Annotated in this window: 24 protein-coding genes; 16 read left to right on the top strand and 8 right to left on the bottom strand. The window is 66.2% G+C overall.

The annotated features are described in order from the left end of the window. Positions 1 to 117: 117 nt before the first annotated feature. Positions 118 to 402, top strand: a complete 285-nt coding sequence (locus tag ASE82_RS08255; protein WP_056061318.1) for a hypothetical protein — start codon at positions 118 to 120, stop codon at positions 400 to 402. 119 nt (positions 403 to 521) lie between these two features. Further along, complete coding sequence (locus ASE82_RS08250) at positions 522 to 1598, top strand: AI-2E family transporter (RefSeq protein ID WP_056061314.1); 1077 nt, start codon at positions 522 to 524, stop codon at positions 1596 to 1598. Between the two features lie 301 nt (positions 1599 to 1899). Here ASE82_RS08250 and metK read toward each other — a convergent pair whose 3' ends face one another. Both metK and lnt read right to left on the bottom strand, forming a co-directional pair. Beyond that, positions 1900 to 3141, bottom strand: a complete 1242-nt coding sequence (gene metK, locus ASE82_RS08245; protein ID WP_056061311.1) for a methionine adenosyltransferase — start codon at positions 3139 to 3141, stop codon at positions 1900 to 1902. Between the two features lie 58 nt (positions 3142 to 3199). Further along, entirely contained in the window at positions 3200 to 4732 is a 1533-nt protein-coding gene (gene lnt, locus ASE82_RS08240) for an apolipoprotein N-acyltransferase (protein WP_056061308.1), read from the bottom strand. Between the two features lie 356 nt (positions 4733 to 5088). On the opposite strand from lnt, the gene ASE82_RS08235 reads away from it, so the two are divergent. Then, positions 5089 to 5508 carry a VOC family protein gene (locus tag ASE82_RS08235; RefSeq protein WP_056061305.1) on the top strand — a complete coding sequence of 140 codons (420 nt, stop codon included), beginning with the start codon at positions 5089 to 5091 and terminating at the stop codon, positions 5506 to 5508. A 9-nt stretch (positions 5509 to 5517) separates the two neighbouring features. Then, positions 5518 to 5820, top strand: coding sequence for a polyhydroxyalkanoic acid system family protein (locus tag ASE82_RS08230; protein ID WP_056061302.1), 303 nt, complete (start codon positions 5518 to 5520; stop codon positions 5818 to 5820). Between the two features lie 2 nt (positions 5821 to 5822). Here ASE82_RS08230 and ASE82_RS08225 read toward each other — a convergent pair whose 3' ends face one another. From ASE82_RS08225 to pyk, 4 genes are all read right to left on the bottom strand, one after another. Beyond that, a complete protein-coding gene (locus ASE82_RS08225; RefSeq protein WP_056061836.1) occupies positions 5823 to 6332 on the bottom strand; it encodes a biliverdin-producing heme oxygenase in 510 nt (169 codons plus the stop codon). A 5-nt stretch (positions 6333 to 6337) separates the two neighbouring features. Beyond that, complete coding sequence (locus ASE82_RS08220) at positions 6338 to 6526, bottom strand: YbdD/YjiX family protein (protein WP_056061299.1); 189 nt, start codon at positions 6524 to 6526, stop codon at positions 6338 to 6340. Then, positions 6523 to 8577 carry a carbon starvation CstA family protein gene (locus ASE82_RS08215; RefSeq protein ID WP_056061297.1) on the bottom strand — a complete coding sequence of 685 codons (2055 nt, stop codon included), beginning with the start codon at positions 8575 to 8577 and terminating at the stop codon, positions 6523 to 6525. The genes ASE82_RS08220 and ASE82_RS08215 overlap by 4 nt, the downstream gene beginning before the upstream one ends. A gap of 618 nt (positions 8578 to 9195) precedes the next feature. Beyond that, positions 9196 to 10659 carry a pyruvate kinase gene (pyk, locus tag ASE82_RS08210; protein WP_056061294.1) on the bottom strand — a complete coding sequence of 488 codons (1464 nt, stop codon included), beginning with the start codon at positions 10657 to 10659 and terminating at the stop codon, positions 9196 to 9198. 92 nt (positions 10660 to 10751) lie between these two features. Here pyk and ASE82_RS08205 point away from each other — a divergent pair, with 92 nt between their 5' ends. The 5 genes from ASE82_RS08205 to ASE82_RS08185 all read left to right on the top strand — a co-directional run bounded on the left by ASE82_RS08205 (position 10752) and on the right by ASE82_RS08185 (position 12864). After that, positions 10752 to 11054, top strand: coding sequence for a DUF1244 domain-containing protein (locus tag ASE82_RS08205; protein ID WP_056061291.1), 303 nt, complete (start codon positions 10752 to 10754; stop codon positions 11052 to 11054). Positions 11055 to 11268: 214 nt separating this feature from the next. Beyond that, positions 11269 to 11511, top strand: coding sequence for a DUF2312 domain-containing protein (locus tag ASE82_RS08200; protein WP_197942503.1), 243 nt, complete (start codon positions 11269 to 11271; stop codon positions 11509 to 11511). An 86-nt stretch (positions 11512 to 11597) separates the two neighbouring features. Beyond that, positions 11598 to 12026, top strand: a complete 429-nt coding sequence (locus ASE82_RS08195) for a hypothetical protein (protein ID WP_056061288.1) — start codon at positions 11598 to 11600, stop codon at positions 12024 to 12026. Then, on the top strand, positions 12023 to 12340 hold the full coding sequence (locus tag ASE82_RS08190; protein ID WP_056061285.1) for a DUF1294 domain-containing protein: 318 nt from the start codon (positions 12023 to 12025) through the stop codon (positions 12338 to 12340). The genes ASE82_RS08195 and ASE82_RS08190 overlap by 4 nt, the downstream gene beginning before the upstream one ends. A gap of 80 nt (positions 12341 to 12420) precedes the next feature. After that, complete coding sequence (locus tag ASE82_RS08185) at positions 12421 to 12864, top strand: nuclear transport factor 2 family protein (RefSeq protein ID WP_082441375.1); 444 nt, start codon at positions 12421 to 12423, stop codon at positions 12862 to 12864. A 4-nt stretch (positions 12865 to 12868) separates the two neighbouring features. Here the strand turns inward: ASE82_RS08185 and ASE82_RS08180 are convergent, their stop codons facing one another. Continuing rightward, complete coding sequence (locus ASE82_RS08180) at positions 12869 to 14332, bottom strand: ATP-binding protein (protein ID WP_056061281.1); 1464 nt, start codon at positions 14330 to 14332, stop codon at positions 12869 to 12871. A 110-nt stretch (positions 14333 to 14442) separates the two neighbouring features. Here ASE82_RS08180 and ASE82_RS08175 point away from each other — a divergent pair, with 110 nt between their 5' ends. The 5 genes from ASE82_RS08175 (at position 14443) to ruvA (ending at position 18390) form a co-directional block, all read left to right on the top strand. Beyond that, positions 14443 to 14988: a DUF1003 domain-containing protein gene (locus ASE82_RS08175; RefSeq protein ID WP_056061278.1), complete on the top strand. Its 546-nt coding sequence runs from the start codon at positions 14443 to 14445 to the stop codon at positions 14986 to 14988. Between the two features lie 30 nt (positions 14989 to 15018). Continuing rightward, positions 15019 to 15762 carry a YebC/PmpR family DNA-binding transcriptional regulator gene (locus ASE82_RS08170; protein ID WP_056051712.1) on the top strand — a complete coding sequence of 248 codons (744 nt, stop codon included), beginning with the start codon at positions 15019 to 15021 and terminating at the stop codon, positions 15760 to 15762. A gap of 201 nt (positions 15763 to 15963) precedes the next feature. Next, positions 15964 to 16470 (top strand): crossover junction endodeoxyribonuclease RuvC, encoded by a 507-nt coding sequence (gene ruvC, locus ASE82_RS08165; RefSeq protein WP_056061275.1) that lies wholly within the window; start codon positions 15964 to 15966, stop codon positions 16468 to 16470. 248 nt (positions 16471 to 16718) lie between these two features. After that, a complete protein-coding gene (locus ASE82_RS08160) occupies positions 16719 to 17708 on the top strand; it encodes a hypothetical protein (RefSeq protein ID WP_156348816.1) in 990 nt (329 codons plus the stop codon). A gap of 82 nt (positions 17709 to 17790) precedes the next feature. Further along, positions 17791 to 18390, top strand: coding sequence for a Holliday junction branch migration protein RuvA (gene ruvA, locus ASE82_RS08155; protein ID WP_056061267.1), 600 nt, complete (start codon positions 17791 to 17793; stop codon positions 18388 to 18390). Positions 18391 to 18640: 250 nt separating this feature from the next. Here ruvA and ASE82_RS08150 read toward each other — a convergent pair whose 3' ends face one another. Further along, entirely contained in the window at positions 18641 to 19549 is a 909-nt protein-coding gene (locus ASE82_RS08150) for a 2-hydroxyacid dehydrogenase (protein ID WP_056061262.1), read from the bottom strand. 53 nt (positions 19550 to 19602) lie between these two features. Here ASE82_RS08150 and ruvB point away from each other — a divergent pair, with 53 nt between their 5' ends. Beyond that, positions 19603 to 20628 carry a Holliday junction branch migration DNA helicase RuvB gene (ruvB, locus tag ASE82_RS08145; protein ID WP_056061260.1) on the top strand — a complete coding sequence of 342 codons (1026 nt, stop codon included), beginning with the start codon at positions 19603 to 19605 and terminating at the stop codon, positions 20626 to 20628. Between the two features lie 230 nt (positions 20629 to 20858). Next, positions 20859 to 23132 carry a phosphoenolpyruvate--protein phosphotransferase gene (gene ptsP / locus ASE82_RS08140; protein ID WP_056061256.1) on the top strand — a complete coding sequence of 758 codons (2274 nt, stop codon included), beginning with the start codon at positions 20859 to 20861 and terminating at the stop codon, positions 23130 to 23132. The last annotated feature ends 46 nt before the right edge of the window (positions 23133 to 23178 follow it).

The following is a 23178-nucleotide window of genomic DNA, read 5'->3' as shown; positions in this document are numbered from 1 at the left end:
CCCGTTGACCACAGATTGCGGCGAAATCGATATTTGTGAGGACGGGCAAGGGGATAGCGGAACCGTTACGCCCGCGTGACGGTTGCTTCCGCATCGTAACCAGAACGGACTATCCCCATGAAGAAGCTTTCCATCGCCGTCACGCTCGCCGCCATGGCCGTCTCGCTCGCAGCATGCGGCGGCAAGGGCGATGACAAGCTCGGCAGCCAGGTCGAGAAGGCCGCGGACAACCGCGCCGATGCACTCGAAGCGACCGCCGACAATCTTGAAGAGCAGGCCAAGGCAGTCCGCAAGGACGGCGACCGCCAGTCGGACGCGATCGACGACGCAGACGTGAACGCGCAGGCGATGCCGCAGGCGCAGAAGGATGCACTGGTCAACGGCAGCGAAAAGCTCCGTTGATTTTGTAGGCGCACACCAGCGCCGGCGTCTGACCGCCTTCCGGTACGCACCGGGGGGCGGTTTTGACGTTCTGAAACGAACCGGCTCGACCGGCCAATACGACGACAGGGGACACGGCAATGATCGACAGGCGTCGACTGGAAACGGGGGGTTTCATCACCTTCCTGGTGGCGATCACGATCGCGTTGTGCGTGGTCGTATCGTCGTTCGCGGCAGCGTTGCTGTGGAGTGCGCTGGCAGCGATCCTGTTCCAGTCGCTGTACCAGTGGCTGCTCAAGCGCTGGCCCGACCGCCGCAACTTGGCGGCGGCACTGACGCTGCTTATCATCTTCGTCGCGGTGATCGTGCCGGCCTTGTTCATCGGCAGCCTGATGATCGACCAGTCCGCCTCGGTCTACGCCAAGCTGCAGAGCGGCCAGATCAACTTTGGCGCGTATTTCCAGCAGATCCACGACGCGATGCCGAACCGGATCCAGGGTGCGCTGGACAAGGCCGGGCTCAACAGCTTCGAACAGGCGCAGTCGCGGGTGTCCAACATCCTCGGCAACAGCGTCCGCTCGATCGCGGGGCAGGCACTGTCGATCGGCCGCAACGCGGCCGCGTTCCTGCTGTCGTTCGGCGTCGGCCTGTACGTGACGTTCTTCCTCCTCCGCGACGGCGACAAGGTCGGACCTGCGATCCGCCGCGCGTTGCCGTTCGAGCATTCGGTTGCGGTGAAACTGGTCGACAAGTTCGTCGCGGTAGTGCGTGCGACGATCAAGGGATCGGTGATCGTCGGGCTCGTCCAGGGTGCGCTCGGGGGCCTGACCTTCTGGATCGTCGGCGTGCCCGCCGCCCTGCTCTGGGGCTTGTTGATGGCGCTGACGTCGCTGCTGCCCGCGCTCGGGCCCGCGATCGTGTGGGTACCGGTCGCGGTGTACCTGCTGGCGACTGGTGCGATCTGGCAGGGCGTGGTCGTGATCGTCTCGGGCGTCGTGGTGATTGGCTTGGCCGACAATATCCTCCGGCCTATCCTGGTCGGGCGTGACACGGGGATTCCGGATTACATCGTGCTGGTGACGACGTTGGGTGGGATCGAGGTCGTGGGGCTCAGCGGCATCGTCGTCGGCCCATTGGTTGCGGCGCTGTTCCTGACGGCGTGGCAGATCCTGACCGAGCAGCGGCATGCCCAAATTTCCCCCGCTCGTCCTGAGTAGCTGCTGAGCCTGTCAAAGCGGCGTATCGAAGGACAGCTTGGCAAGCGGAACGCTCGTTGTCCTTTTTAACCCTCTCCCCTCGGGGAGAGGGAGGGGCCCGCACGGCGAAGCCGGGTGGGAAGGTGAGGGGGAGTGGGGCTCGGACCCTCTCCTCCAAAGCCCCTCACCCTTCCGTCGCCAAGCGGCTCCTCCCAGTCCCTCTCCCCGGCGGGGAGAGGGACTGGAGTTCAGCTCACAATAAAAAAGCCTCTCGCGGACTGGTCCGCGGGAGGCTTTTTCGCAACCTCAAGAGGCGTCGCTATCAGGCGACGGCAGCCTTCAGCGCGTCGACCAGATCGGTCTTCTCCCACGTAAACGTGTCACCCTCGGGCTCACGACCGAAATGCCCGTACGCCGCCGTCTTCTTGTAGATCGGCGCGTTCAGCTTGAGGTGCTCGCGAATGCCCTTCGGCGTCAGGCGAACGAGCTTCGGCAGGACCGCCTCGAGCTTGGCCTCCTCAACGGTGCCCGTGCCATGCGTGTCGACATACACCGACAGCGGCTCGGCAATCCCGATCGCATAGCTCAGCTGGATCGTGCAGCGACGCGCAAGCCCCGCAGCAACGACGTTCTTCGCCAGATACCGCGCGACATAGGCTGCCGAACGATCGACCTTCGTCGGATCCTTGCCCGAGAACGCACCACCACCATGAGGTGCCGCGCCACCGTAGGTGTCGACGATGATCTTGCGCCCGGTCACACCAGCGTCGCCATCGGGGCCACCGATCTCGAACTGGCCGGTCGGGTTGATGTAGATCGCGGTCTCGTCGGTGATGAAGCCGTCGGGCAGCACGTCCTTGAACACGCCCATGACATAGTCGCGCAGCACCGCGTACTTGGCGGGATCGGCGTTGTCGCCCTTCTCGCAATAGCCCGGGGCATGCTGAGTCGAGACCACCAGCGCGGTCGCGCCGACCGGCACTTCGTTCTCGTACGACAGCGTGACCTGGCTCTTCGCGTCGGGCTCGAGGAACGGCGCGGCGCCCGAGTGGCGATCTTCGGCCATCTTCGCGAGGATCTTGTGGCTGTAATACAGCGTAGCGGGCATCAGGCCGGGGGTCTCGTCGGTCGCGTAACCGAACATGATGCCCTGGTCGCCGGCGCCCTCGTCCTTGTTGCCGCTCTCATCGACGCCCATCGCGATGTGCGCGGACTGGCCGTGGAGGTTGTTCTCGAAGCGGAACGTCTCCCAGTGGAAGCCCGACTGCGCGTAGCCGATTTCCTTGACGGTGTTGCGGACAGCCGCCTCGATTTCGGCCTTGGCACCGGGCGCCCAGAAGTCCGTGTCCTTCCACTCGGCGCGACCATATTCGTAGACGCCCTTGCAGCGGATTTCGCCGGCGAGGACAACGAGCTGCGTGGTGGTCAGCGTCTCGCAGGCGATGCGTGCCTCGGGGTCCTTGGCGAGGAACAGGTCGACGATCGTGTCGCTGATCTGGTCGGCGACCTTGTCGGGATGGCCTTCGGAGACCGATTCGGAAGTGAAGAGGAAAGACTTGCGCATGCGGGCCTCTTTGCCATGCTCTGGAGCGAGCGTCATATAAGGAAAGCTTTATATGACCCTAGCGCTGGCGACGGCGCAGGGCAACCGCGCTTGCGAGCATCAGCGCGGCGACGATCGCCGCCATCGCGTTGCCGACGCGCGAGAACAGCGTTGGGGGCAGCGCGGACGGCATCGGTTGTTCAATGGCACCGGCGGTCTCGTGCGGGACGGCCGCGACGAGGCGACCATCGGCAGCGATGATCGCGGAAATACCGGTCGGCGTCGCGCGGAGGATTGGCAGCCCTTCCTCGATCGCGCGCATCCGGGCCTGAGCGAGATGCTGCGGCGGGCCCCATTTGCCGAACCACGCATCGTTCGACGGATTGAACAGGATGCGGGGGCGGTGTGCGCGATCCACGACCTCACCCGAAAAGATGATCTCGTAGCAGATCTGCATGCCGATCGAACCGAAGCCCGGCAGCGTCAGGTTCGCAGGGCCCTTGCCCGACGTGAAGTCGATGTCGCCGGGCACGAGCCGCGCTAGGCCGAGCGGCTTGAGCAGCCACGGCATCGGCAGATATTCGCCGTATGGCACAAGGTGCGCCTTGTCGTAGCGGCCGCGCAACCGCGCTTGCGCGTCGAGCGCGAATACCGAGTTCGCCGCGCCCGAGATCTGATCCCTGGCGTTGAACTCAAGCGCAGTGCCGCCGATCAGCAGGATGTCTTGGGGGCCCAGCAACCGCGCCATGCGGCGGCGGAGGTAGAGCGGGCTCGACCAGCCATAGGCGTAGAACGGGTAGCCATCCTCGACGTAATCGCGAACGACGCCCTCGGGCCAGACGACGAGACGCGGGGTGGCGCCGCCTTGGCCGCTAAGCTTTTCGAGCGCTGTGAGAACACGTTCGCCGTCGGTCTCGCTGCGATCTTCCTGGCCGATGTCGGGTTGGACCACGCGGACCAGAGGCGTGCCGGCAGCGGGCGGCGGCGCATTCGTCCAGAGCGCGGACAGTGCTGCGAGACCGAGCGCTGGAAGGGCGACGGCTGGCAGCGTCCAGCGGCGCACCGCGAGCATCAGCAATGCGCCCGCGGCAAGGATCGTCACACCCGACAGCGCATAGGTGCCGATCCAGGCGGACAGCCGCGCGACACCGATCGCGGGGAGCCAGACGACGCTCAGCGGATCCCAGGCATAGCCGGTGAACAGCGTCGCGCGCAGCCACTCGGTCGCGATCCAGGCGGCGGCGAAGACGAACACGAACGTCGCGTCGGGGGCGCCGGGCCGTCGGGCGATCCGCCACGCGAGCCCGCCTGCCAGCATCGGAAACACTGCCAGATATAGCGCGAGACCGACCGCCGCGAAGTACCCTAGCACCGGCGGCATCGCATCCTGGAAGTCGAACGCATGCTGGAACCAGTTGTTGTTCACAGTGAAGTGCCCGACCCCGAACACCCACCCGCGCCACAGTGCGCTGCGCAGGGTCGGTGCGTCGTGGACGATCTTCATCCACAGCGCGAACGCAACGAGCGTCAGCGGCCAGAGATCGAGCGGAGCGAACCCGGTCGCGGCGAGCGCTCCGAGGACGAAGCAGGTAAGGGCTGAGTAACGGTTCACGCTCGCGCTATGGCGTGGCGGAGGGGGCCGGGCAATGTCTTAGCCTTGTTGGTCACGGCACTGTCGCCCCGCTCTCCACCACCCCGGCGGAGGCCGGGGCCCAATTGGAAAGGTGGGAGTAACGACGCGCTGCCCTCCGTTAGCAACGTCCCCCAATTGGGCCCCGGCCTTCGCCGGGGTGGTGCAGTGTGAGGGGGAGGGCGCCCGCCCAAAGATTGTTCTCCCGCGAAGGCGGGAGCCCAGACTGGGCTCCCGCCTTCGCGGGAGAACAAGAGAGGGCCACCGTCCCGGTAGGTGAAAGCACCCACGCAATCCCCCGGCTCGACGAACCGGATCGCCCGACCTATCTTCCCCCAATGACCTTACGCCCCTTCCACTTAGCCTTCCCGGTCCACGACCTCACGGCAGCCCGCACCTTCTACGGCGCCACCCTCGGCTGCCGCGAAGGCCGCTCCAGCGACCACTGGATCGACTTCGACCTGTTCGGCCACCAGATCGTCGCGCACCTCGACCCCGCCGCAAAGCCCGTCGCGGTCGAGAACGCGGTTGATGGCCACGCCGTCCCCGTCCCGCATTTCGGCGTCGTACTGACGATGGACGACTGGACCGCGCTGTCCGAACGCGTCACCGCCGCCGGCGTCCAGTTCGGGATCGCGCCGTACATCCGCTTCAAGGGCGAGCCCGGCGAGCAGGCGACGATGTTCTTTCTCGACCCCAGCGGCAACGCACTCGAGTTCAAGGCGTTCGCCAACGACGACATGATTTTCGCGACTTAAGGAACAGACATGGGCACTCCCATCACCGTCGACGTCCCCCATCAGCTCGGCAAGACCGCGGTCCGCGCGCGGCTCGACGGGGGGATCGGCAAGATCAGCGACAAGATCCCCGGCGGGTCGGTGACTGAGCAGCGCTGGGAGGGCGATACGCTGCACTTCACCGTCCAGGCGATGGGCCAGACGATCGCCAGCGCAGTCACCGTATTCGAGACCAACGTCCACGCGGTAGTCGACCTGCCCGGCATCCTCGGGCTGTTCGCGAGCAAGGTGCAGGACATGATCCGCAAGGAAGCACCAAAGCTCCTGCGGTAATATCAGTCCGGCGCGCGACGATACAGCTCGAACGCCGCCTTTGCGCCGACGATAGCCTCCTTGATCCAGGCTTCGTCGGCGGGCTCACGGTCGATCGCGGCGAGCAACGAGCGCCATTCGCCGGACAGATGCTTCGCCCCGAGATAGGCCGACGGCATCCCTTCGGGCACCGAGCGTGACAGCATGATACCGCCAAGCCGCGACCCCTCGACGACATACATCGCGCCCCACCCAGCGGCCGTACTCGCCGGCACGTCGAACGTCATCGGCGCGGGCATGTCTTCACCCAGCGCGGCAAGATCCTCGGCCAGCGCCGCTTCTCGCGACCGCACCGCCGCCAGTCCCGGGATTGCAGCGAGCCATGCCTCGACCGCCGGCAAAGCCCTGGCATGCGCAATCAGGAACGCGCGGTAATCATCCGCGTCGCTCAGGTCGTAGCGCCCGAACCCCGCATCGACCGCGTCGTGATCCGCTGCCGTCGCCGCCCGGAGTCGCGCGACAGTCGAAAGCACATCGGTCAACAGCAGCGTCCCCCGCCCTTGCTACCGTACCGCGCCTCCTGCCGATCGCGGAAGAACGCGCGCTCGTCCATCGGCGCATGGTCCGGATGCCGCTCGGCCATGTGCTGGCGATACGCGGCATAGGACGGCACGCCGACCATCAGCAACGCGGTCTCGCGGGCCTTCGCGTAGAGCGCCCGGATCATTCCGCGGCCACCAGCTGCGGCGGGACTTCGGTCACCGTCGGCCGGTCGATCTTCAGCGCCGCCAGACAGGTACGGATGCCGAAGACCACGATCGACAACACCACCGCGAGGAACAGCGCGCAAAGCCCGGCGTCGATCCGGTCGTTGAGGACGATCCGCTGCATCTCCGCCATAGTCTTGGCCGGCGCCAGCAGTTCGCCCCGCGCCGCCGCATCCGCGAACTTCGACGCGTGAGCGAGGAAGCCGACCTTGGGATCGCTCGCGAACAGCTTCATCAGCCCGGCGGTGATCGTGCACAGGCACAGCCACGCGGCGGGCAGGATCGTCACCCACGCGTACCGCTGCCGCTTCATCCGAAACAGCACCACCGTCGCCAGCACCAGCGCGACAGCCGCGAGCATCTGGTTCGAGATGCCGAACAGCGGCCACAGCGTGTTCACCCCGCCAAGCGGATCGGTGACGCCCTGGTACAGGAAGAAGCCCCAGGCAACGACACACAGCGCGGTCGCGATCAGCCCGGGCAAGATCGCCGACGCATTGCGGAACGACGGCACCGCCAGCCCGATCAGGTCCTGCAGCATGAAACGCCCGGCGCGCGTCCCCGCATCGACTGCCGTCAGAATGAACAACGCCTCGAACAGGATCGCGAAGTGATACCAGAACGCCTTCATCGCCTGCCCGCCGACGAGGTGGCTGAAGATCTCCGACATCGCCACCGCCAGCGTCGGTGCGCCACCTGTCCGGCTGACGATCGTAGTCTCGCCGACGTCCTTCGCAGTCTGCGCGAGCAGTTCGGGCGTGATCGGGAAGCCCATCGCGGTCACTGCGGTGGCGGCCGAAGCGAGGTCGGTGCCGACCACCGCCGCCGGGCTGTTCATCGCGAAATACACGCCGGGATCGAGGATCGACGCGCCGACCAGCGCCATGATCGCGACGAAGCTCTCCATCAGCATCGCGCCATAGCCGATGAACTGCGCGTCGCCTTCACTGGCGATGAGCTTCGGCGTGGTGCCGCTGGCGATCAGCGCGTGGAAGCCCGAGACCGCGCCGCACGCGATCGTGATGAACAGGAACGGGAAGAGCCCGCCCGACCAGACCGGGCCGCTACCGTCGATGAACGGCGTGAGCGCGGGCATCTTGAGCGGCGGCGCGACGACGGCGATGCCAATCGCCAGCGCGACGATCGCACCGATTTTGAGAAAGGTCGACAGATAGTCGCGCGGCGCGAGCAGCAGCCATACGGGGAGGACGGAGGCGACCGCGCCATAGCCCACCATCAGCACGCACAACTGCACCGGGGTCAGCGTGAACAGCGGTGCGAGCGTCGGCGAGGCGGCAACCGTGCCGCCATAGACGATCGCGGCCAGCAGCCCGATGACGCCGAGAACGGAGACTTCGCCGACCTTCCCGGGCCGGATCCAGCGCGTGTAGATGCCCATCAGGAACGCCAGCGGGATCGTCGCGGCGACGGTGAACAGCCCCCAGGGACTGCCGGCGAGCGCGCGGACGACGATCAGCGCGAGCACGGCGAGGATGATGACCATGATCGCGAACGCACCGATCAGCGCGATCACGCCGGGGATCGCGCCCATCTCCATGCGGATCAGTTCGCCGAGCGAACGCCCGTCACGCCGCATCGAGATGAATAGGATCATGAAGTCCTGCACCGCGCCCGCCAGCACGACGCCGGCAAGGATCCAGAGCGTGCCGGGGAGATAGCCCATCTGCGCGGCAAGCACGGGGCCGACGAGCGGGCCGGCACCGGCGATGGCGGCGAAGTGGTGGCCGAACAGGACGTTGCGATCCGTCGCGACGTAGTCGAGGCCGTCGGCTCGGCGAAGGGCGGGGGTTTGCCGCGATGGATCGAGCTGCATGACGTGGCAGGCGATGTAGCGCGCGTAGAAGCGGTACGCGATCAGCTGGACCGAGACCGCCGCAGTGACGATCCACAGCGCGTTGACATGCTCGCCCCGTTCGAACGCGACGACCGCGAGCGCGCTGGCTGCGAGCAGGGCGAGTGCGCCCCAGCCGATCTTCTCGCGTAAAGTCATAGCGTTCGCCCTCCCGTGCGGTCCGTCTGCGCGGCATCGCGTATTCGGGCGGGGAGCGCTAGCCTAGATTAGGCTCGCTATGGCTGCGAGCCCCGCCCCGGTGGCGAACTCAACCCCGGCGGAGGCCGGGGCCCAATTGGAAAGGTTGCCGCAACGGAGTGGGGAGCGTCGCCATTGCCGTCCCCCAACTGGGCCCCGGCCGTCGCCGGGGTGGTGGCGTTTGCGATCCACACCGAGGCTGTTCCCCCGCGGATGTGGGGGCCCAGCTAAATACCCTGGTATGCCGTCATCCTGGACCCCCGCCTTCGCGGGGGAGCGGTAGATGCTCGGTTTCCGTTAATGCGGATGCACATTGAGGTGCTTCTACGACTGGGGTTGCCGGCGTGAGGCCCGTAGAGAGGGGCGCCACCTTTTGTGGTGTCGACCACGAACACCACCAAACGCCCTTACTTCGCTCCCCTCCCTGGAAGGGAGGGGGTGGGGGTGGGTTGGCTGGTTTGAGCCAGTACCGATGGAGCATGTGGAAGCCGACCCACCCCCTACCCCTCCCTTTCATGGAGGGGGGAAGGATAGGTCGGCGCCTTGGCCTAGCGGCGGGCTTCTACACTCGCGCCAAACTCAAACCTGCGAATGATGCCCCTTCAGCTCATCGCCCACGATGCGTACGACGTGCAGCACATTCGTCGACCCAGGCGTCCGGAATGGTACGCCCGCCAGCACGATAACCCGATCCCCCGCCTTCGCCATCCCATGCCGCAAAGCCATCCGCTTCGACTTCGCCACCATGTCCTCGAACGACTCGACGTCGCGCGTATGCACGGCATGCGTCCCCCACAGCAGCCCGAGCCGCCGCGCGGTCTCGTGGCTGGGCGTCAGCACCAGCAACGGCACCGAAGGCCGCTCGCGCGCGATGCGGCGCGCGGTCGAGCCCGAGGTCGTGAAGCAGATGATCGCCACCGCCGACACCGTCGCGGCGATGGTCTTTGCCGCCTCGGCGAGCGCGTCGGCAGTCGTCGGATCCGGCTTCATCACGGTGAAGTGCATGCGGTCGCCGTGCTCGGGATCGGCCTCGACCGACACGCCGATCGCGTCCATCATCGCCACCGATTCGACCGGCCACGCGCCCGCTGCGCTCTCCGCCGACAGCATGATCGCGTCCGCACCGTCATACACGGCCGTCGCGACGTCCGACACTTCCGCCCGCGTAGGGGAGGGCGACGTGATCATCGATTCGAGCATCTGCGTCGCGACCACCACCGGGCGGCCCATCCGGCGCGAAACCTCGACGATGCGCTTCTGCAGCGGCGGCACCTGCTGCGGCGGCAGTTCGACGCCGAGATCGCCGCGCGCGACCATCACGCCGTCGCACGCCTCGACGATTTCCTCGAGCCGCTCGATCGCCGCCGGCTTCTCGATCTTCGCCATCAGCGCCGCCTTGCCGCCGATCAGTTTCCGCGCTTCCCACAGATCCTCGGGGCGCTGCACGAACGACAGCGCGATCCAGTCGACGCCCTGGTCGACCGCGAAGTCGAGATCGCTGCGATCCTTCTCGGTCAGCGCGGCCATCGGCAGCACCACGTCGGGGACGTTCAGACCCTTGCTGTTCGACAGGGCACCGCCGACCTCGACCCGCGTCGTGATCTCGCGCGGGCTGTGCGACACGACGCGCAGCACGAGCTTGCCGTCGTCGAGCAGCAGGCGGGCGCCCGGCTCGATCGCTGCGAAAATCTCGTCGTGCGGCAGCTCGACGCGGGTAGCATTGCCTGGCGTCGGGTCGCGGTCGAGCACGAAGGTCGAACCGGTTTCGAGTACGGTGCGGCCGCCGTCGAACTTGCCGACGCGCAGCTTCGGTCCCTGGAGATCGGCGAGAATGGTCGACGGACGACCATATTCCTTTTCCAGCGCGCGAATCGCCTGGATCACGGCGATCTTCGACTGCTGGTCGCCGTGACTCATGTTAATGCGGAATGCGTCCGCGCCGGTACGGAAGAGGGTAGCGATCATCTCGGGGGTGCTGCTGGCAGGGCCGAGCGTCGCTAGAATGCGGACTTTGCGCGAACGGGGTGCGATGGCCTTGGTCATGCGGTGCGTCTTCCTCGGCGTTTCCTGGGGGAGGTCTTTGCCGCGACGGGCCTTAAACCCTATCTCCGCGGGATCAACCACGGAGCATAGTAATGAACCCCGATCGCCTCGATACTTTGGACGATGCCGTAGCGGCACAGGCCTTTCGCCGCCTGATCCGTCATCTCCGCCACCGCGAGGACGCGCAGAACGTCGACCTGATGGGGCTCGCCGGTTTCTGTCGCAATTGCCTGTCCGACTGGGTCGAGGAAGCGGGCGGCCTGTCGAAGGATGCCGCACGCGAGACTGTGTACGGGATGCCGTATGCGGAGTGGAAGGCGCACCACCAGGGCGACGCGACGCCCGAGCAGCTCGAACGGATGAAGGCGAGCGTCGCGAAGAACGCAGTGGTCTGAGAACGGCTGCAATTGATTCGCGACGATCCCCCGCAGGGTCGCTTGAGCCGAACACGGTAAACGCCTAGACGCTGGCCCGCACCCAATTCGGCATGATTCAGGACGTCTCCGGACGGCGATCACCGGTGCGGGCTTGTATCTTGATTGGCTTTTGACCGGCGCGTGGGCGCTGGCGAGTGGGGAATTTTCGATGTCTGACGAACGGCAACACGGCATGGGCGGCGGCGCGGTCGCAGCGGACGAACTGCGCCTGCTGATCGAGCGCGCCGAGCGTCTCGAAGAAGAGAAGAAGGGTATTTCGGACGACATCAAGGACGTGATGGCCGAAGCCAAGGGCCGCGGTTACGACCCCAAGGCGATCCGGAAGATCCTGTCGATCCGGAAGAAGAAGAAGGAAGAGTATCAGGAGGAGGAAGCGATCCTCGAGGTGTATCTCCAGGCGTTGGGGATGATCTGAGTTTCGCCAGGGCGATGAGACGGCCAAACGCGTCGGTTTTGACGTGTTTAACAGAACTGTCATCGGTTGCGGATTAGTGTCCGGCTATGACCATCCGTTTTCTCGCCGCCCTCGCGCTGGCTACTATGGCCGCCCCCGCCCAGTCGGATGAGGGGGCGGCCAACGCCAGCTTCTGCCAGCGGGTCGCAACCGAGCTCGGTATGAAGACGGCGAAACCGTCTGACGGCCACGCCGCATGGGAGCTAAAGACGCTCGGCGGCCTGGGTACCGCACTGTTCGGTGGATCGAGCTATGTTTCGATGGGGCTCGGTCCGGCTGAAGACTCGGTCATCACTAACGCACGCCAATATGTCGATGCGTGTGCCAGCGTCGCCAACGGGATGGTATGCACTGTTACCGGGCCGGCGGAATTCCAGATTGGCGTGAAAGACCACATGGTCAAGATGCGCGCGAATGCGGGCGAGCGTGCAGAGGTCCGCATGGTTAAAATGCGGATCCGTTGCGAGGACCGTTGACCGCGCCGAATAGTGCGCTTGCCGTCATCACGGCCGTCCTCTTGCTGGTGCTGGTCAACGTCATCACGGTCGCCGCGTTCGCCGCGTTCGCCGCGTTCGCGCTCGACAAGCGGCGATCGCTGACTGGCAAATGGCGGATTTCGGAAGCGCGGTTGCTCTGGCTGGCCGCACTTGGCGGCAGCCCGGGCGCGTTCTGGGCGCGCAATCGCTACCGGCACAAGACACGAAAGCAACCATTCGTCGGTCGGCTCCAGCTCATCGCGATGGTACAAGTCGGCGTCATCGCAGGTCTCGCCATCGCGTTCGCATTCTAGGTTCGGCAACCGGCAGCGTCATTGCTGCACCTGAAGCTTAGGTGTATTGCCGTTATGCAACATTGCATCGGGGGGCAAGAATGCGGGTATTTCTGGGGATTGCGGCGGCATCATTGGTTAGTGTTCCTGCCGCGGCGCAATCGGTTGAGGTCGACATCCAAAAACTCGGTCAGCGTGCCGAGGCGTTCGTCCGGGTCCGCAACCAGTTCGATCAAGCGGCGATGATCGCGATGATGGCGCCCGAATACCAGGAAGTGTCTCCGGTCGGTGAGGTCGATTCCCGCGAGCGCGTGATCGGGTTCTACGCAGCCGACAAGAAATCAGCCGCACCGCCGATGACGATTACCGAAACCGTCGCACGGCCCGCTGGCACGATCGGTGTCGTCACGATGCGGATCGCTTACACCATGCCCGGCAAGGACGGCCAGATTCAGACGCGCGCGCTGCGGGCCGGCTTCGTCGCGCGACGGATCAAGGGCGACTGGCAGTTCTTGTCGTTGCAGTTCACCCCGATCCGCGGATGACGATCTACGCCGCCTCCGCCGGCAGCGTCGTCCAGCCCAGCCCTGGGATCGTGATCGAGCGTTTGCCGGCGAGATCGGTGCGGCACACGATCAGTTCGCGGCTCTCTATGTAGCCGATTAGACGCTTCACACGGCCAAGCGAACTCGTACCATACGTCGCTGCGATGCGCGCGTCCGAAGGGCACGGTTCACCCTCGCGCGCCGCACGCGCGACCAGCAGGAACGCGCCCAGCATGTCGTCCGGCAGGCCGCTCGCCACGTCCAGCGCTGCCGTCCACGCCTCGTCGGTCATGTCGAAGATGCCGGCGCGGGCGCAGCTCAGCCGCCGCACGAAGCCGGGCAGGTCTAGCGGTGGCTTGGCAAGGCCCCCCATGCGGCAGCGCACCTGGAAATCCTGGAACAGCACCGACGGCGGCCGCAGCGTCGACTCCGGATCCTCGACGATCGCGCGGAAGACGTCGGCGTAGACCGCCTCGACCTCGTCGTCGGTCTTTTCGGGCGGCGGCGGTGCGGCGGTGCGCGGCTCGGGCGGGCGGGCGATGCCGTCGAGCAGTTCCTCCGCCGGCACGCGACGCGGGCGCGAATCGAACATCAGGCCGAGTTCGGGCGCGTCGACCACCGGCTCGGACAACAGGTCCTGCAGGTCCATCGGCGCAGCGCTGGGGAGGGGGGTCAACTTCGGGCTCCCGCTGCGCGCGGAGGTCGCGACGTCGCCGATCTTCACCGTGATCGGCCGGCGCGAGACTGCCGGTCCAAGCGCCATGAACGTGCCGCGCTGGAGATCGCGAATCGCTTCGGCCTGGCGCCGTTCCATCCCGAGCAGATCCGCCGCGCGCGCCATGTCGATGTCGAGGAAAGTGCGGCCCATCAGGAAGTTCGACGCTTCCGCCGCGACGTTCTTCGCAAGCTTCGCCAGCCGCTGAGTCGCGATCACGCCGGCTAGGCCGCGCTTACGCCCACGGCACATCAGGTTCGTCATCGCCGCCAGCGACGCACGGCGGACCTCTTCCGACACTTCGCCGCCGGTCACCGGCGCGAACATCTGCGCTTCGTCGACTACTACCAGTACCGGGTACCAATGCTCGCGCGGCGCATCGAACAGCGCGGACAGGAACGACGCGGCGCAGCGCATCTGGCCTTCGACTTCCAGCCCCTCAAGGCTGAGCACGGCCGACGTGCGATGTTCGCGCAACCGCGTCGCGATCCGTGCGATCTCGCGTTCGCTATAGTCGCCGGCCTCGATCACGACGTGGCCATGGGGCCCCGCGAGTGTTACGAAATCGCCCTCCGGGTCGATCACGATCTGCTGGACGTGGCCCGCCGATCGCTCGAGCAGGCGGCGCAGCAGATGCGATTTTCCCGAGCCCGAATTGCCCTGCACCAACAGGCGGGTGGCGAGTAGTTCCTCCAGGTCGACGCCGACGGCAGTACCATTGCCGTCGGTGCCCATATTCACGCTAACCGTCATGCCGCGCGTTTGGCAGGTGCGGGCGTGTGGGAGCAAGGAGTCTTTGTCGCTTGCGTCGCAAGCCCGGCTTTGCGCTGGCATAATCCGCAGTCCGGGCTAGGGCGCAAACCATGGCCACGAAACAATCCCTGCTCGCCGATCTCTCGCAGCGACTGCTCGGCAAGGCGCCGAGCGATCTCGATGACGAGGAGCGCCGCGTCCTCGCGGGGATCGAGGCGGGGACTACGGTCAGCCGCGATGCCGCCGACGTGTCCGACGAGCGGTCGACGTTCGGCGAACGCCTGTCGGACCGCGTCGCCGCGATCGGTGGGTCGTGGGGGTTCATCATCGCGTTCAGCGCAGTGCTGATCGGCTGGATGCTGCTGAACTCGGACATCCTCGCGCATTTCGGACGCGCGTTCGATCCGTATCCCTACATCTTCCTCAACCTGCTGCTGTCGACGGTCGCCGCGATCCAGGCGCCGGTGATCATGATGAGCCAGAACCGGCAATCGGCCAAGGATCGCCTCGCTGCCAGCCTGGACTATGAGACCAACCTGCGCGCCGAACTCGACATCCTGCGCGTGCATCACAAGATCGATCATCTGGTGCTCGCGCGCCTCGACGCGATCGAGCAGAAGATCGACGCTCTGGCGAAAACGGCCTCGCCGTCCTAAAGCCACCGCATCAGGCTATTAGAGGCACCGATGGCAGGCCATTCCAAATACAAGAATATCATGTACCGCAAGGGCGCGCAGGACAAGAAGCGCTCGTCGGCGTTCAGCAAGCTCAGCCGGGAAATCACGGTCGCGGCCAAGATGGGCCTGCCCGACGTCGACATGAACCCGCGCCTGCGCGCGGCGGTGAACGCGGCCAAGGCGGCGTCGCTGCCGAAGGAAAACATCCAGCGCTCGATCGACAAGGCTAGCCGCGGCGATGCCGAGAATTACGAAGAGATCCGCTACGAGGGCTTCGGCCCCGGCGGCGTGTCGCTCATCATCGAGGCGCTGACCGACAACCGCAACCGCACCGCGACCAACGTGCGCGTCGCGGTCGGCAAGAACGGCGGTAACCTCGGCGCAGGCGGTTCGGTCAGCCACGCGTTCGACCGCGTCGGGCTGATCTCGTACCCGGCGAGCGCGGGCGATGCCGACACGGTGTTCGAAGCGGCTCTCGAAGCGGGGGCGGAGGACGTCACGTCGAGCGAGGACGGCCATGAGGTCTGGACCGCCCAGGGCGACCTGCACGAGGTGGCCAAGGCTCTGGAAGCGAAGCTCGGCGAGGCCGAAGGCGCGAAACTCGCCTGGCGTCCGCAGGTGATGGTCGCGGTCGGTGCGGACGATGCGGCGACGCTGTTCAAGCTGATCGACGCGCTCGACGACGACGACGATGTGCAGACGGTGTGGGGCAATTACGAAATATCCGACGAGATCATGGAAACGCTCGGCTGAGATGAAGAAGGTTGGTTCACGCGGAGACGCGGAGACGCGGAGAGTTGTGTTTCGTGGCGACCTCCTCCGCGTCAGCGGCCTCATCTCTGCCGGCCGGCCCGGAGAACTGAAAGTCCCGCTAACGCAAGACGATCGCCAAGAACGCACCCTCTCCGCGTCTCCGCGCCTCCGCGCGAACCAACTTTCTCCTTCTACCTGCGCATGATCATCCTCGGACTAGACCCCGGCCTCGGCACCACCGGCTGGGGCGTCATCCGCGCCGACGGCAACCGCTTGAGCCATATCGCCAACGGCCAGATCAAGACCGATCCGTCGATGGCGCTCCCCCGCCGCCTCACCGCGCTCTACAACGCGCTGATCGACGTCATCCGCACCGAGCGCCCCGACGGCGCCGCGGTCGAGGAAGTGCTCGGCAACACCAACGCGCAGTCGACGCTGAAGCTCGGGCAAGCGCGCGGCGTCGTCCTGCTCGCCGCGGCGGGCGCAGGGCTGCATATCGGCGAATACCACCCGTCGACCGTCAAGAAGGGCGTCGTCGGCACCGGCGGCGCAGACAAGAAGCAGATCCAGGCGATGATGGCCGTGTTGTTGCCCGGAGCGAAACTCGCCGGCCCCGACGCCGCCGACGCGCTCGCGGTTGCGATCACGCACGCGCATCACGTCGCAAGTGCCGCCGCCCTGGCGCGACGTAGCGGCATAGGCGCCTGATCTCTCCGGCGATCCGACCAACGCGAGGTAACGCCGTCCCCGGTGTAGCATCCGAAGACGTGCGCCACGGCTAGCCGCATCACAAATATCAACCCCAGCCAATATCCGCTCGGACAAAACTTGGTTCATTTTGAATGAGATCAGCGCCTGAGCGCTATAATTACACCTCAATCAAGTTTTAATAGCCAAGCCTGCATTGCTGTGGCAGCGCCGCCCGTGATTTTTTAATTTAGATTAAGGGCGGCGCGATGCTTGTCGAACACGTACGAGGTGGAACGAACAGCAACAATGTTCCGGCCTCGGCGTTCGCGATGCCCGCGGGCATGACGATGCGGTACGACCTGCCCGATCCCGCGCTGTCCGAGTATTTGACGGGGTACGCGATCTACGCCTCGAACGACCGTACGCCGATGCTCAACTGGTATCTGCCGGCACCAGCGATGATCTCCGTGCTGGTCGACGCCGGGCCGCTGACCGTGTCGGTCGGCAACCACCGCTTCGGCCCGCTCGATCGTGCAAGCTTCTACGGTCCGACCAGCCGCGCCTTCCGGACCGAGACGCGTGGCGGGATCGCCGTCGGCATCGGCCTCAGTGCGCTCGGCTGGTCGCGGCTCACCGCGCGGTCGGCGGGCGAGTTCCACAACCGCGTCGTGCCGCTCGGTTCGGCGCTGGGATCGGACCTTTCCGCGCGGCTGGTCGAAGGGCTCGACGCGCTCGACGACGACACGATGATCAAGCCGCTGCTCGATGCGGTGTTCGGCGCGTTTTTCACTCGCCCGCACCCGCGCGAGGATTTGATCCGCGCGTTCACCGCGTTGACCGTCACCGACGGCGTGATCGAGATGAAGGACGTCGCCGACCGCCTCGACATCCCGACGCACGAGCTGCGACGCATGGCGACGCGCCATTTCGGCATGCCGCCAAAGCTGTTGCTGAGGCGCGCGCGGTTCCTGCGATCTTTCATCAGCCTGATCCGGACGGACGGCATGGCGGACTATTCGAAGATCGACAGTAGCTATTTCGATGCCTCGCATTTCCTCCGCGACGCCGGCACGTTCCTCGGCACGACCCCGCGCCGCTTCATCGCGTCCGACACCGTATTCCTGCGCGCCAGCCTGCGTGCCCGCGCGATGGTGATCGGCGCGCCGACCCAGGCGCTGCACGAAACCGCGAAGGCCGCCGCGCCCGTCCAGAACCGTCCGACGGGCGAGCAGGGTCGTCCGCAACCAAACGCCTGACCGACGTGCGCGTCGATCGAGCCGGGAAGCCTGTATTTTGACGGGATGACGCCGCGCCGTCGATGTTCTACCGCCTGATCCAATGATCGTGCATCTCAAAGGACGGCTGGACTCGACCGGCATCGACCATGCCGTGATCGACGTCGGCGGCGTCGGCTATCTGGTCGGCGCCTCGGCGCGCACGCTGTCGGCGCTCGGCCCGATCGGCGAAGCCTGCACGGTGTTCACCGAGTTGCTCATCGGCGAGGATTTCCAGCGGCTGGTCGGCTTCTCCAGCGCGGACGAGCGCGACTGGTTCCGCCTGCTGACCGGCGTGCAGGGGGTTGGTGCCCGCGTCGCGCTCGCGATCCTGTCCGCGCTGGAGCCCGTCGATCTCTCACGCGCGATTGCCAGCGGCGACAAGGCGATGGTCGCGCGTGCGAACGGTGTCGGGCCCAAGCTCGCCCAGCGCATCGTGATGGAATTGAAGGACAAGGTCGGCGGGATTGCGCTGGGCCTTGGGCCGGCGGTGGTCAACGCCGCGCCGGGCGCGTCTGCGGATGCTGTGTCGGCGCTGCTCAACCTCGGGTTCCGGCCGAACGAGGCGAGCGTTGCGGTGGCGGCGGCGGACGAGGAACTGGGACCGGGCGCTTCGCTCGATGCACTGGTCCGGCTGGCGCTACGCAAGGCGTCGAAGTCTTAGGGTTCGGACGATCGCCGTTCTCCTGCGTACGCAGGAGTCCAGGATCACAATCCTCGCGCTCCGTTACCCTAGGCTCCCGCGTCCGCAGGAGAACGGTAATACAGCTTGCTGACATCAATTTTCCGGCCGTCATCCTGACGAAAGTCAGGATCCAGAGCCGCAATCGGCAGCGCCAATAACCCTGGATCCTGACTTTCGTCAGGATGACGGAGATGACCCGGGAGGTATTCGTACTACGGCCACCTCGTCCTTAGAGCGGCGTAAGTAGGTCCCTACCCGCAAAATGAGCGTCGAGGTTCGCGATGACCAACGCTGCCATCGCAGCCCTACCATCGACCGTAGCGCTGCCTTGATGGGGTGACAGGACGACCTGATCCATCACCTTCAGCGCGTCGGGAACCGCAGGTTCGTCAGCGAACACGTCCAGCCCCGCGCCGGCGATCGTCCCGTCCATAAGTGCCGCCACCAACGCCGGTTCGTCGACCAAGCTTCCCCGAGCGATATTGACGAGGATACCGTCCTCGCCAAGCGCCGCGAGAACCCCCGCATCCACGATATGCGACGTCGCGTCGCCCCCAGGCGCGGCAATGATCAGCACGTCGCACGCCGCCGCAAGCGAAGCGATGTCGGCATGGAACACGCCCGCGAAATCCGGCTTGGCGGAGCGCGCCGTATAATGGAGTTCGCTCGCAAACGGCGCAGCACGCTTGGCGATGGCTCTACCGATCCGCCCCAGCCCGAAAATCCCGATCCGCCGCCCGCTAGCCCGGCGCGCAAGATCGACCTGCCACCCGCCGCCGCGCACCGAACGGTCGTTCGCAACGATCCGCCGCTGCACCGCCAACATAAGCCCGATCGCAAGGTCCGCGACATCGTCGGTCAGCACGTCGGGCGTCGTCGTCACCGCGATGCCGCGCGCCTTGGTCGCGGCAAGGTCGATTCCGTCGTACCCGACGCCGTGGATCGCAATGATCTCCAGCGCGGGAAGGCGATCGAGCAGCGCCGCATCGACCACGCTGCTCCCGCCACCGACGATCGCGCGCGTCGTTGCCGGCGGATCCTCGCGGTACAACGTGAAGCGCTCGACAAGCGTCGCCTCCAGCGCGGGCGAGACTCCGCCCAACAGATACAAATCGGGGTGCGAGGTGTCGTTGGTCATCCCACACCCATAGCCGCCTTGCCCCCTTCACCGCGAGCGCGCTATCGCAGGGTGTGACCGATACAGACCGCATCCTGACTGCCGCCAAGCGCCCCGAAGACGTCGACGCCGCGCTGCGCCCGAAGACGCTCGACGAATTCGTCGGGCAGAAGGCCGCGCGCGAGAATCTGCGCATCTTCATCCAGGCGGCAAAATCGCGCGGCGATGCGCTCGACCACGTGCTGTTCTTCGGGCCGCCGGGGCTCGGCAAGACGACCCTCGCGCAGATCGTCGCGCGCGAGATGGGGGTGGGCTTCCGCGCCACCTCGGGCCCGGTGATCGCCAAGTCGGGCGATCTCGCCGCACTGCTGACCAATCTCGAGGACGGCGACGTGCTGTTCATCGACGAGATCCACCGCTTGCAGCCCGCGGTCGAGGAGGTGCTCTACCCGGCGATGGAGGACCGTGCGCTCGACCTGATGATCGGCGAGGGACCGTCCGCGCGCTCGGTGCGGATCGACCTGCCGCGGTTCACGCTGATCGGTGCGACCACGCGGCAGGGGTTGCTGACCACGCCGCTACGCGATCGCTTCGGCATCCCGGTGCGGTTGCAATTCTACACGGTCGAGGAGTTGGAGCGCGTCGTCACGCGAGCGGCGGGACTGCTCGGGCTTGGCATCGCCAAGGACGGCGCAATGGAAATCGCGCGCCGGGCCCGGGGTACGCCGCGCATCGCCGGGCGGTTGCTACGCCGCGTGCGCGATTTCGCCAACGTCGCGGGGCACGAGACGGTCGACGCGCGCGCGGCGGACGCGGCGCTCAACCGGCTGGAGGTCGATTCGCTCGGGCTCGACGCGATGGACCGCCGCTATCTGATGATGATCGCCGACATCTACCGCGGCGGCCCGGTCGGGGTGGAGACTCTAGCGGCAGGTCTCAGCGAACCGCGCGACACGATCGAGGAAGTGATCGAGCCATATCTGATCCAGCTCGGCCTGATCGCGCGCACCGCTCGCGGTCGGTTCCTGAACGCAGGCGGCTGGAAACACCTGGGTCTGAACCCACCAGCCGGCAGCCAGGACGGCCTGTTCGACGCGTAACGGGTTGCGTACGCGCTACCGTGTTTCCCCGCGAAGGCGGGGACCCAGACTGGGCTCCCGCCTTCGCGGGAGAACAAGAAGGAGAGGGCAACCGTAGCCGATGAGATTTACGCGCCGCGATCCGCACCAATCCCTTTTGTAAGAATCCCCACCGCCAGATCGATCGAACTTCGCCCCGGCACTGCTTTTGTTGCGTGGCACCCAAGCGCTTCATCTGATAGCCAACTCCAATGCCCCTTTCGGCCGCCGCCTCCGCCCGCGAAATCCTCACCAGCCTTCACGACGTGATGGCGTCGCGCACCTCCGCGCAAGCCAAGCTCAACGCCGTCGTCGGCATCATCGCGACCGCGATCGACAGCGAAGTCTGCTCGATCTACCTCCTGCGCGAAGGCGTGCTCGAACTGTTCGCGACGCGCGGCCTCGACCAGGCGGCCGTCCACGTCACCAAGCTCGCGCTCGGCGAAGGGCTCGTCGGCACGATCGCCGAGGATGTCGAGGTGCTCAACCTCGACGAAGCCGCCAGCCACCCCGATTTCGCCTACAAGCCCGAGACCGGCGAGGATCGCTTCCACAGCTTTGCCGGCGTGCCGATCATCCGACGCGAGCGCTCCGTCGGCGTCCTGGCCGTCCAGCACACCGACCGTCGCAGATATGCCGACGTCGAGATCGAGGCGTTGCAGACGGTCGCGATGGTGCTCTCCGAACTGATCGCCAACGCGGGGCTGATCGACACCACCGGCGGCGGCGCGGACCGGCCGCAGTCGACCGCGGCGATGCGGATTCCCGGCCAGAAGCTCGTCGACGGCATGGGCGCAGGCTTTGCGGTCTACCACCAGCCGCGCATCCACATCGAGCACACCGTTGCCGAGGACACCGATGCCGAGCGCCACCGCGTCTACGCGGCGTTCGACAAGATGCGCGAAGGCATCGACCGGATGACGCGCGAAGCCGAATTCGGCGTCGGCGGCGAGCATGTCGAAGTGCTCCAGACCTACAAGATGTTCGCGTACGACGAGGGTTGGGCGCGGCGCATCAACGAGGCGATCGACTCCGGCCTGACCGCCGAGGCGGCGATCGAGCGCGTCCAGCAACGCACGCGCCAGCGCATGCGCCAGATCGACGATCCGCTGCTCGCCGACCGGATGCATGATCTGGAGGATTTGTCGAACCGACTACTGCGGATCGTCTCGGGCCAGATGGGTACCGCCGCGCAGATGGGTCTTCGCCAGGACACGATCCTGATCGCGCGCAACCTCGGCCCCGCCGAACTGCTCGAATACGACAAGCGTCGGCTGAAGGGCGTGATCCTGGAAGAAGGCTCGCTCACCGCGCACGTCACGATCGTCGCGCGCGCGATGGGCGTACCCGTGCTCGGCCGCGTCCGCGACATCCGCCGGTTGGTAGCAGAGGGCGACATGCTGTTGCTCGATAGCGCCGAGAGCAACGTCTTCGCGCGGCCCTCGGCAGCGATGGAGGAAGCGTTCGAGGCGCGCCTCGCGATGCGCCAGAAGCGCAAGGCGGCGTTCGCAGCGCTCCGCGACGTGCCCCCCGTCACCAAGGACGGCCACCGCCTGACCTTGATGGTGAACGCAGGCCTCCGCGACGACGTGGCCGCGCTCGACGTCACTGGCGCGGATGGCATCGGCCTGTTCCGCACCGAGTTCCAGTTCCTCGTCTCCGCCACGCTGCCGCAACGCGAGCGCCAGCAGCGGCTCTACCGCGAAGTGCTCGACGCGGCGGGCGATCGCCCGGTGATCTTCCGCACCGTCGATATCGGCGGCGACAAGGCGCTGCCGTATCTCAACAAGGAAGATTCCGACGAGGAGAACCCGGCGATGGGCTGGCGCGCATTGCGCCTCGGCCTGGAGCGCGACGGGTTGATGAAGGTGCAGGCACGCGCTCTCTTAGAAGCCGCCGCCGGTCGCACGCTCAACGTGATGTTCCCGATGGTCAGCGAGCCGTGGGAGTTCGACGAGGCACGCGCGCTGTTCGAGGCGCAGCGGACCTGGCTCGAAGGGCGCGGTCGGAAGATGCCGCTGGCGATCCGCTACGGCGCGATGCTCGAGGTGCCGGCGCTCGCCGAGATGCTCGACATATTGCTGCCGAAGATCGAGTTCCTGTCGATCGGCACCAACGACCTGACGCAGTTCCTGTTCGCCGCCGATCGTGCCAACCCGAAGCTCGCCGAGCGCTACGACTGGCTCAGCCCGTCGATCCTCCGCTTCATCGCGCGGCTGGTCGCACCGGTCCGCGACGCCGCGGTCGATCTGGCGGTCTGCGGCGAGATGGGCGGGCGTCCGCTGGAGGCGATGGCGCTGATCGGGCTCGGCATTGAGAGGTTGTCGATCACCCCCGCCGCAGTCGGCCCGATCAAGGCGATGACGCGCTCGCTCGATCGCGCTGCGCTCGTCGCATACATGGCAGGGCTGCTGGCCAACCCGCCACGCGACATGCGCGGTGCGCTGACCAACTGGGCGACCGAAAACGGCGTCGAAATCGTCTGATCGGCGGAAAGCTGCGGTTAAGACGTTCGGTGCGTTGACACGGCTG

Origin of the sequence: Sphingomonas sp. Leaf230, assembly GCF_001421745.1 — a bacterium.
Lineage (GTDB): Bacteria > Pseudomonadota > Alphaproteobacteria > Sphingomonadales > Sphingomonadaceae > Sphingomonas.
The sequence above is the reverse complement of the archived record's forward strand: the minus strand, read 5'-3'. Positions and strand labels throughout refer to the sequence as shown.

What these genes read in the sequence shown, in the direction of transcription:
- ASE82_RS08255 (WP_056061318.1), top strand. Translation starts at nt 118, where the DNA reads ATGAAGAAGCTTTCCATCGCCGTCACGCTCGCCGCCATGGCCGTCTCG.
- ASE82_RS08250 (WP_056061314.1), top strand. Translation starts at nt 522, where the DNA reads ATGATCGACAGGCGTCGACTGGAAACGGGGGGTTTCATCACCTTCCTG.
- metK (WP_056061311.1), bottom strand. Translation starts at nt 3,141, where the DNA reads ATGCGCAAGTCTTTCCTCTTCACTTCCGAATCGGTCTCCGAAGGCCAT.
- ASE82_RS08235 (WP_056061305.1), top strand. Translation starts at nt 5,089, where the DNA reads ATGACCTTACGCCCCTTCCACTTAGCCTTCCCGGTCCACGACCTCACG.
- ASE82_RS08230 (WP_056061302.1), top strand. Translation starts at nt 5,518, where the DNA reads ATGGGCACTCCCATCACCGTCGACGTCCCCCATCAGCTCGGCAAGACC.
- ASE82_RS08220 (WP_056061299.1), bottom strand. Translation starts at nt 6,526, where the DNA reads ATGATCCGGGCGCTCTACGCGAAGGCCCGCGAGACCGCGTTGCTGATG.
- ASE82_RS08215 (WP_056061297.1), bottom strand. Translation starts at nt 8,577, where the DNA reads ATGACTTTACGCGAGAAGATCGGCTGGGGCGCACTCGCCCTGCTCGCA.
- pyk (WP_056061294.1), bottom strand. Translation starts at nt 10,659, where the DNA reads ATGACCAAGGCCATCGCACCCCGTTCGCGCAAAGTCCGCATTCTAGCG.
- ASE82_RS08205 (WP_056061291.1), top strand. Translation starts at nt 10,752, where the DNA reads ATGAACCCCGATCGCCTCGATACTTTGGACGATGCCGTAGCGGCACAG.
- ASE82_RS08200 (WP_197942503.1), top strand. Translation starts at nt 11,269, where the DNA reads ATGGGCGGCGGCGCGGTCGCAGCGGACGAACTGCGCCTGCTGATCGAG.
- ASE82_RS08195 (WP_056061288.1), top strand. Translation starts at nt 11,598, where the DNA reads ATGACCATCCGTTTTCTCGCCGCCCTCGCGCTGGCTACTATGGCCGCC.
- ASE82_RS08185 (WP_082441375.1), top strand. Translation starts at nt 12,421, where the DNA reads ATGCGGGTATTTCTGGGGATTGCGGCGGCATCATTGGTTAGTGTTCCT.
- ASE82_RS08180 (WP_056061281.1), bottom strand. Translation starts at nt 14,332, where the DNA reads ATGACGGTTAGCGTGAATATGGGCACCGACGGCAATGGTACTGCCGTC.
- ASE82_RS08175 (WP_056061278.1), top strand. Translation starts at nt 14,443, where the DNA reads ATGGCCACGAAACAATCCCTGCTCGCCGATCTCTCGCAGCGACTGCTC.
- ASE82_RS08170 (WP_056051712.1), top strand. Translation starts at nt 15,019, where the DNA reads ATGGCAGGCCATTCCAAATACAAGAATATCATGTACCGCAAGGGCGCG.
- ruvC (WP_056061275.1), top strand. Translation starts at nt 15,964, where the DNA reads ATGATCATCCTCGGACTAGACCCCGGCCTCGGCACCACCGGCTGGGGC.
- ASE82_RS08160 (WP_156348816.1), top strand. Translation starts at nt 16,719, where the DNA reads ATGCTTGTCGAACACGTACGAGGTGGAACGAACAGCAACAATGTTCCG.
- ruvA (WP_056061267.1), top strand. Translation starts at nt 17,791, where the DNA reads ATGATCGTGCATCTCAAAGGACGGCTGGACTCGACCGGCATCGACCAT.
- ASE82_RS08150 (WP_056061262.1), bottom strand. Translation starts at nt 19,549, where the DNA reads ATGACCAACGACACCTCGCACCCCGATTTGTATCTGTTGGGCGGAGTC.
- ptsP (WP_056061256.1), top strand. Translation starts at nt 20,859, where the DNA reads ATGCCCCTTTCGGCCGCCGCCTCCGCCCGCGAAATCCTCACCAGCCTT.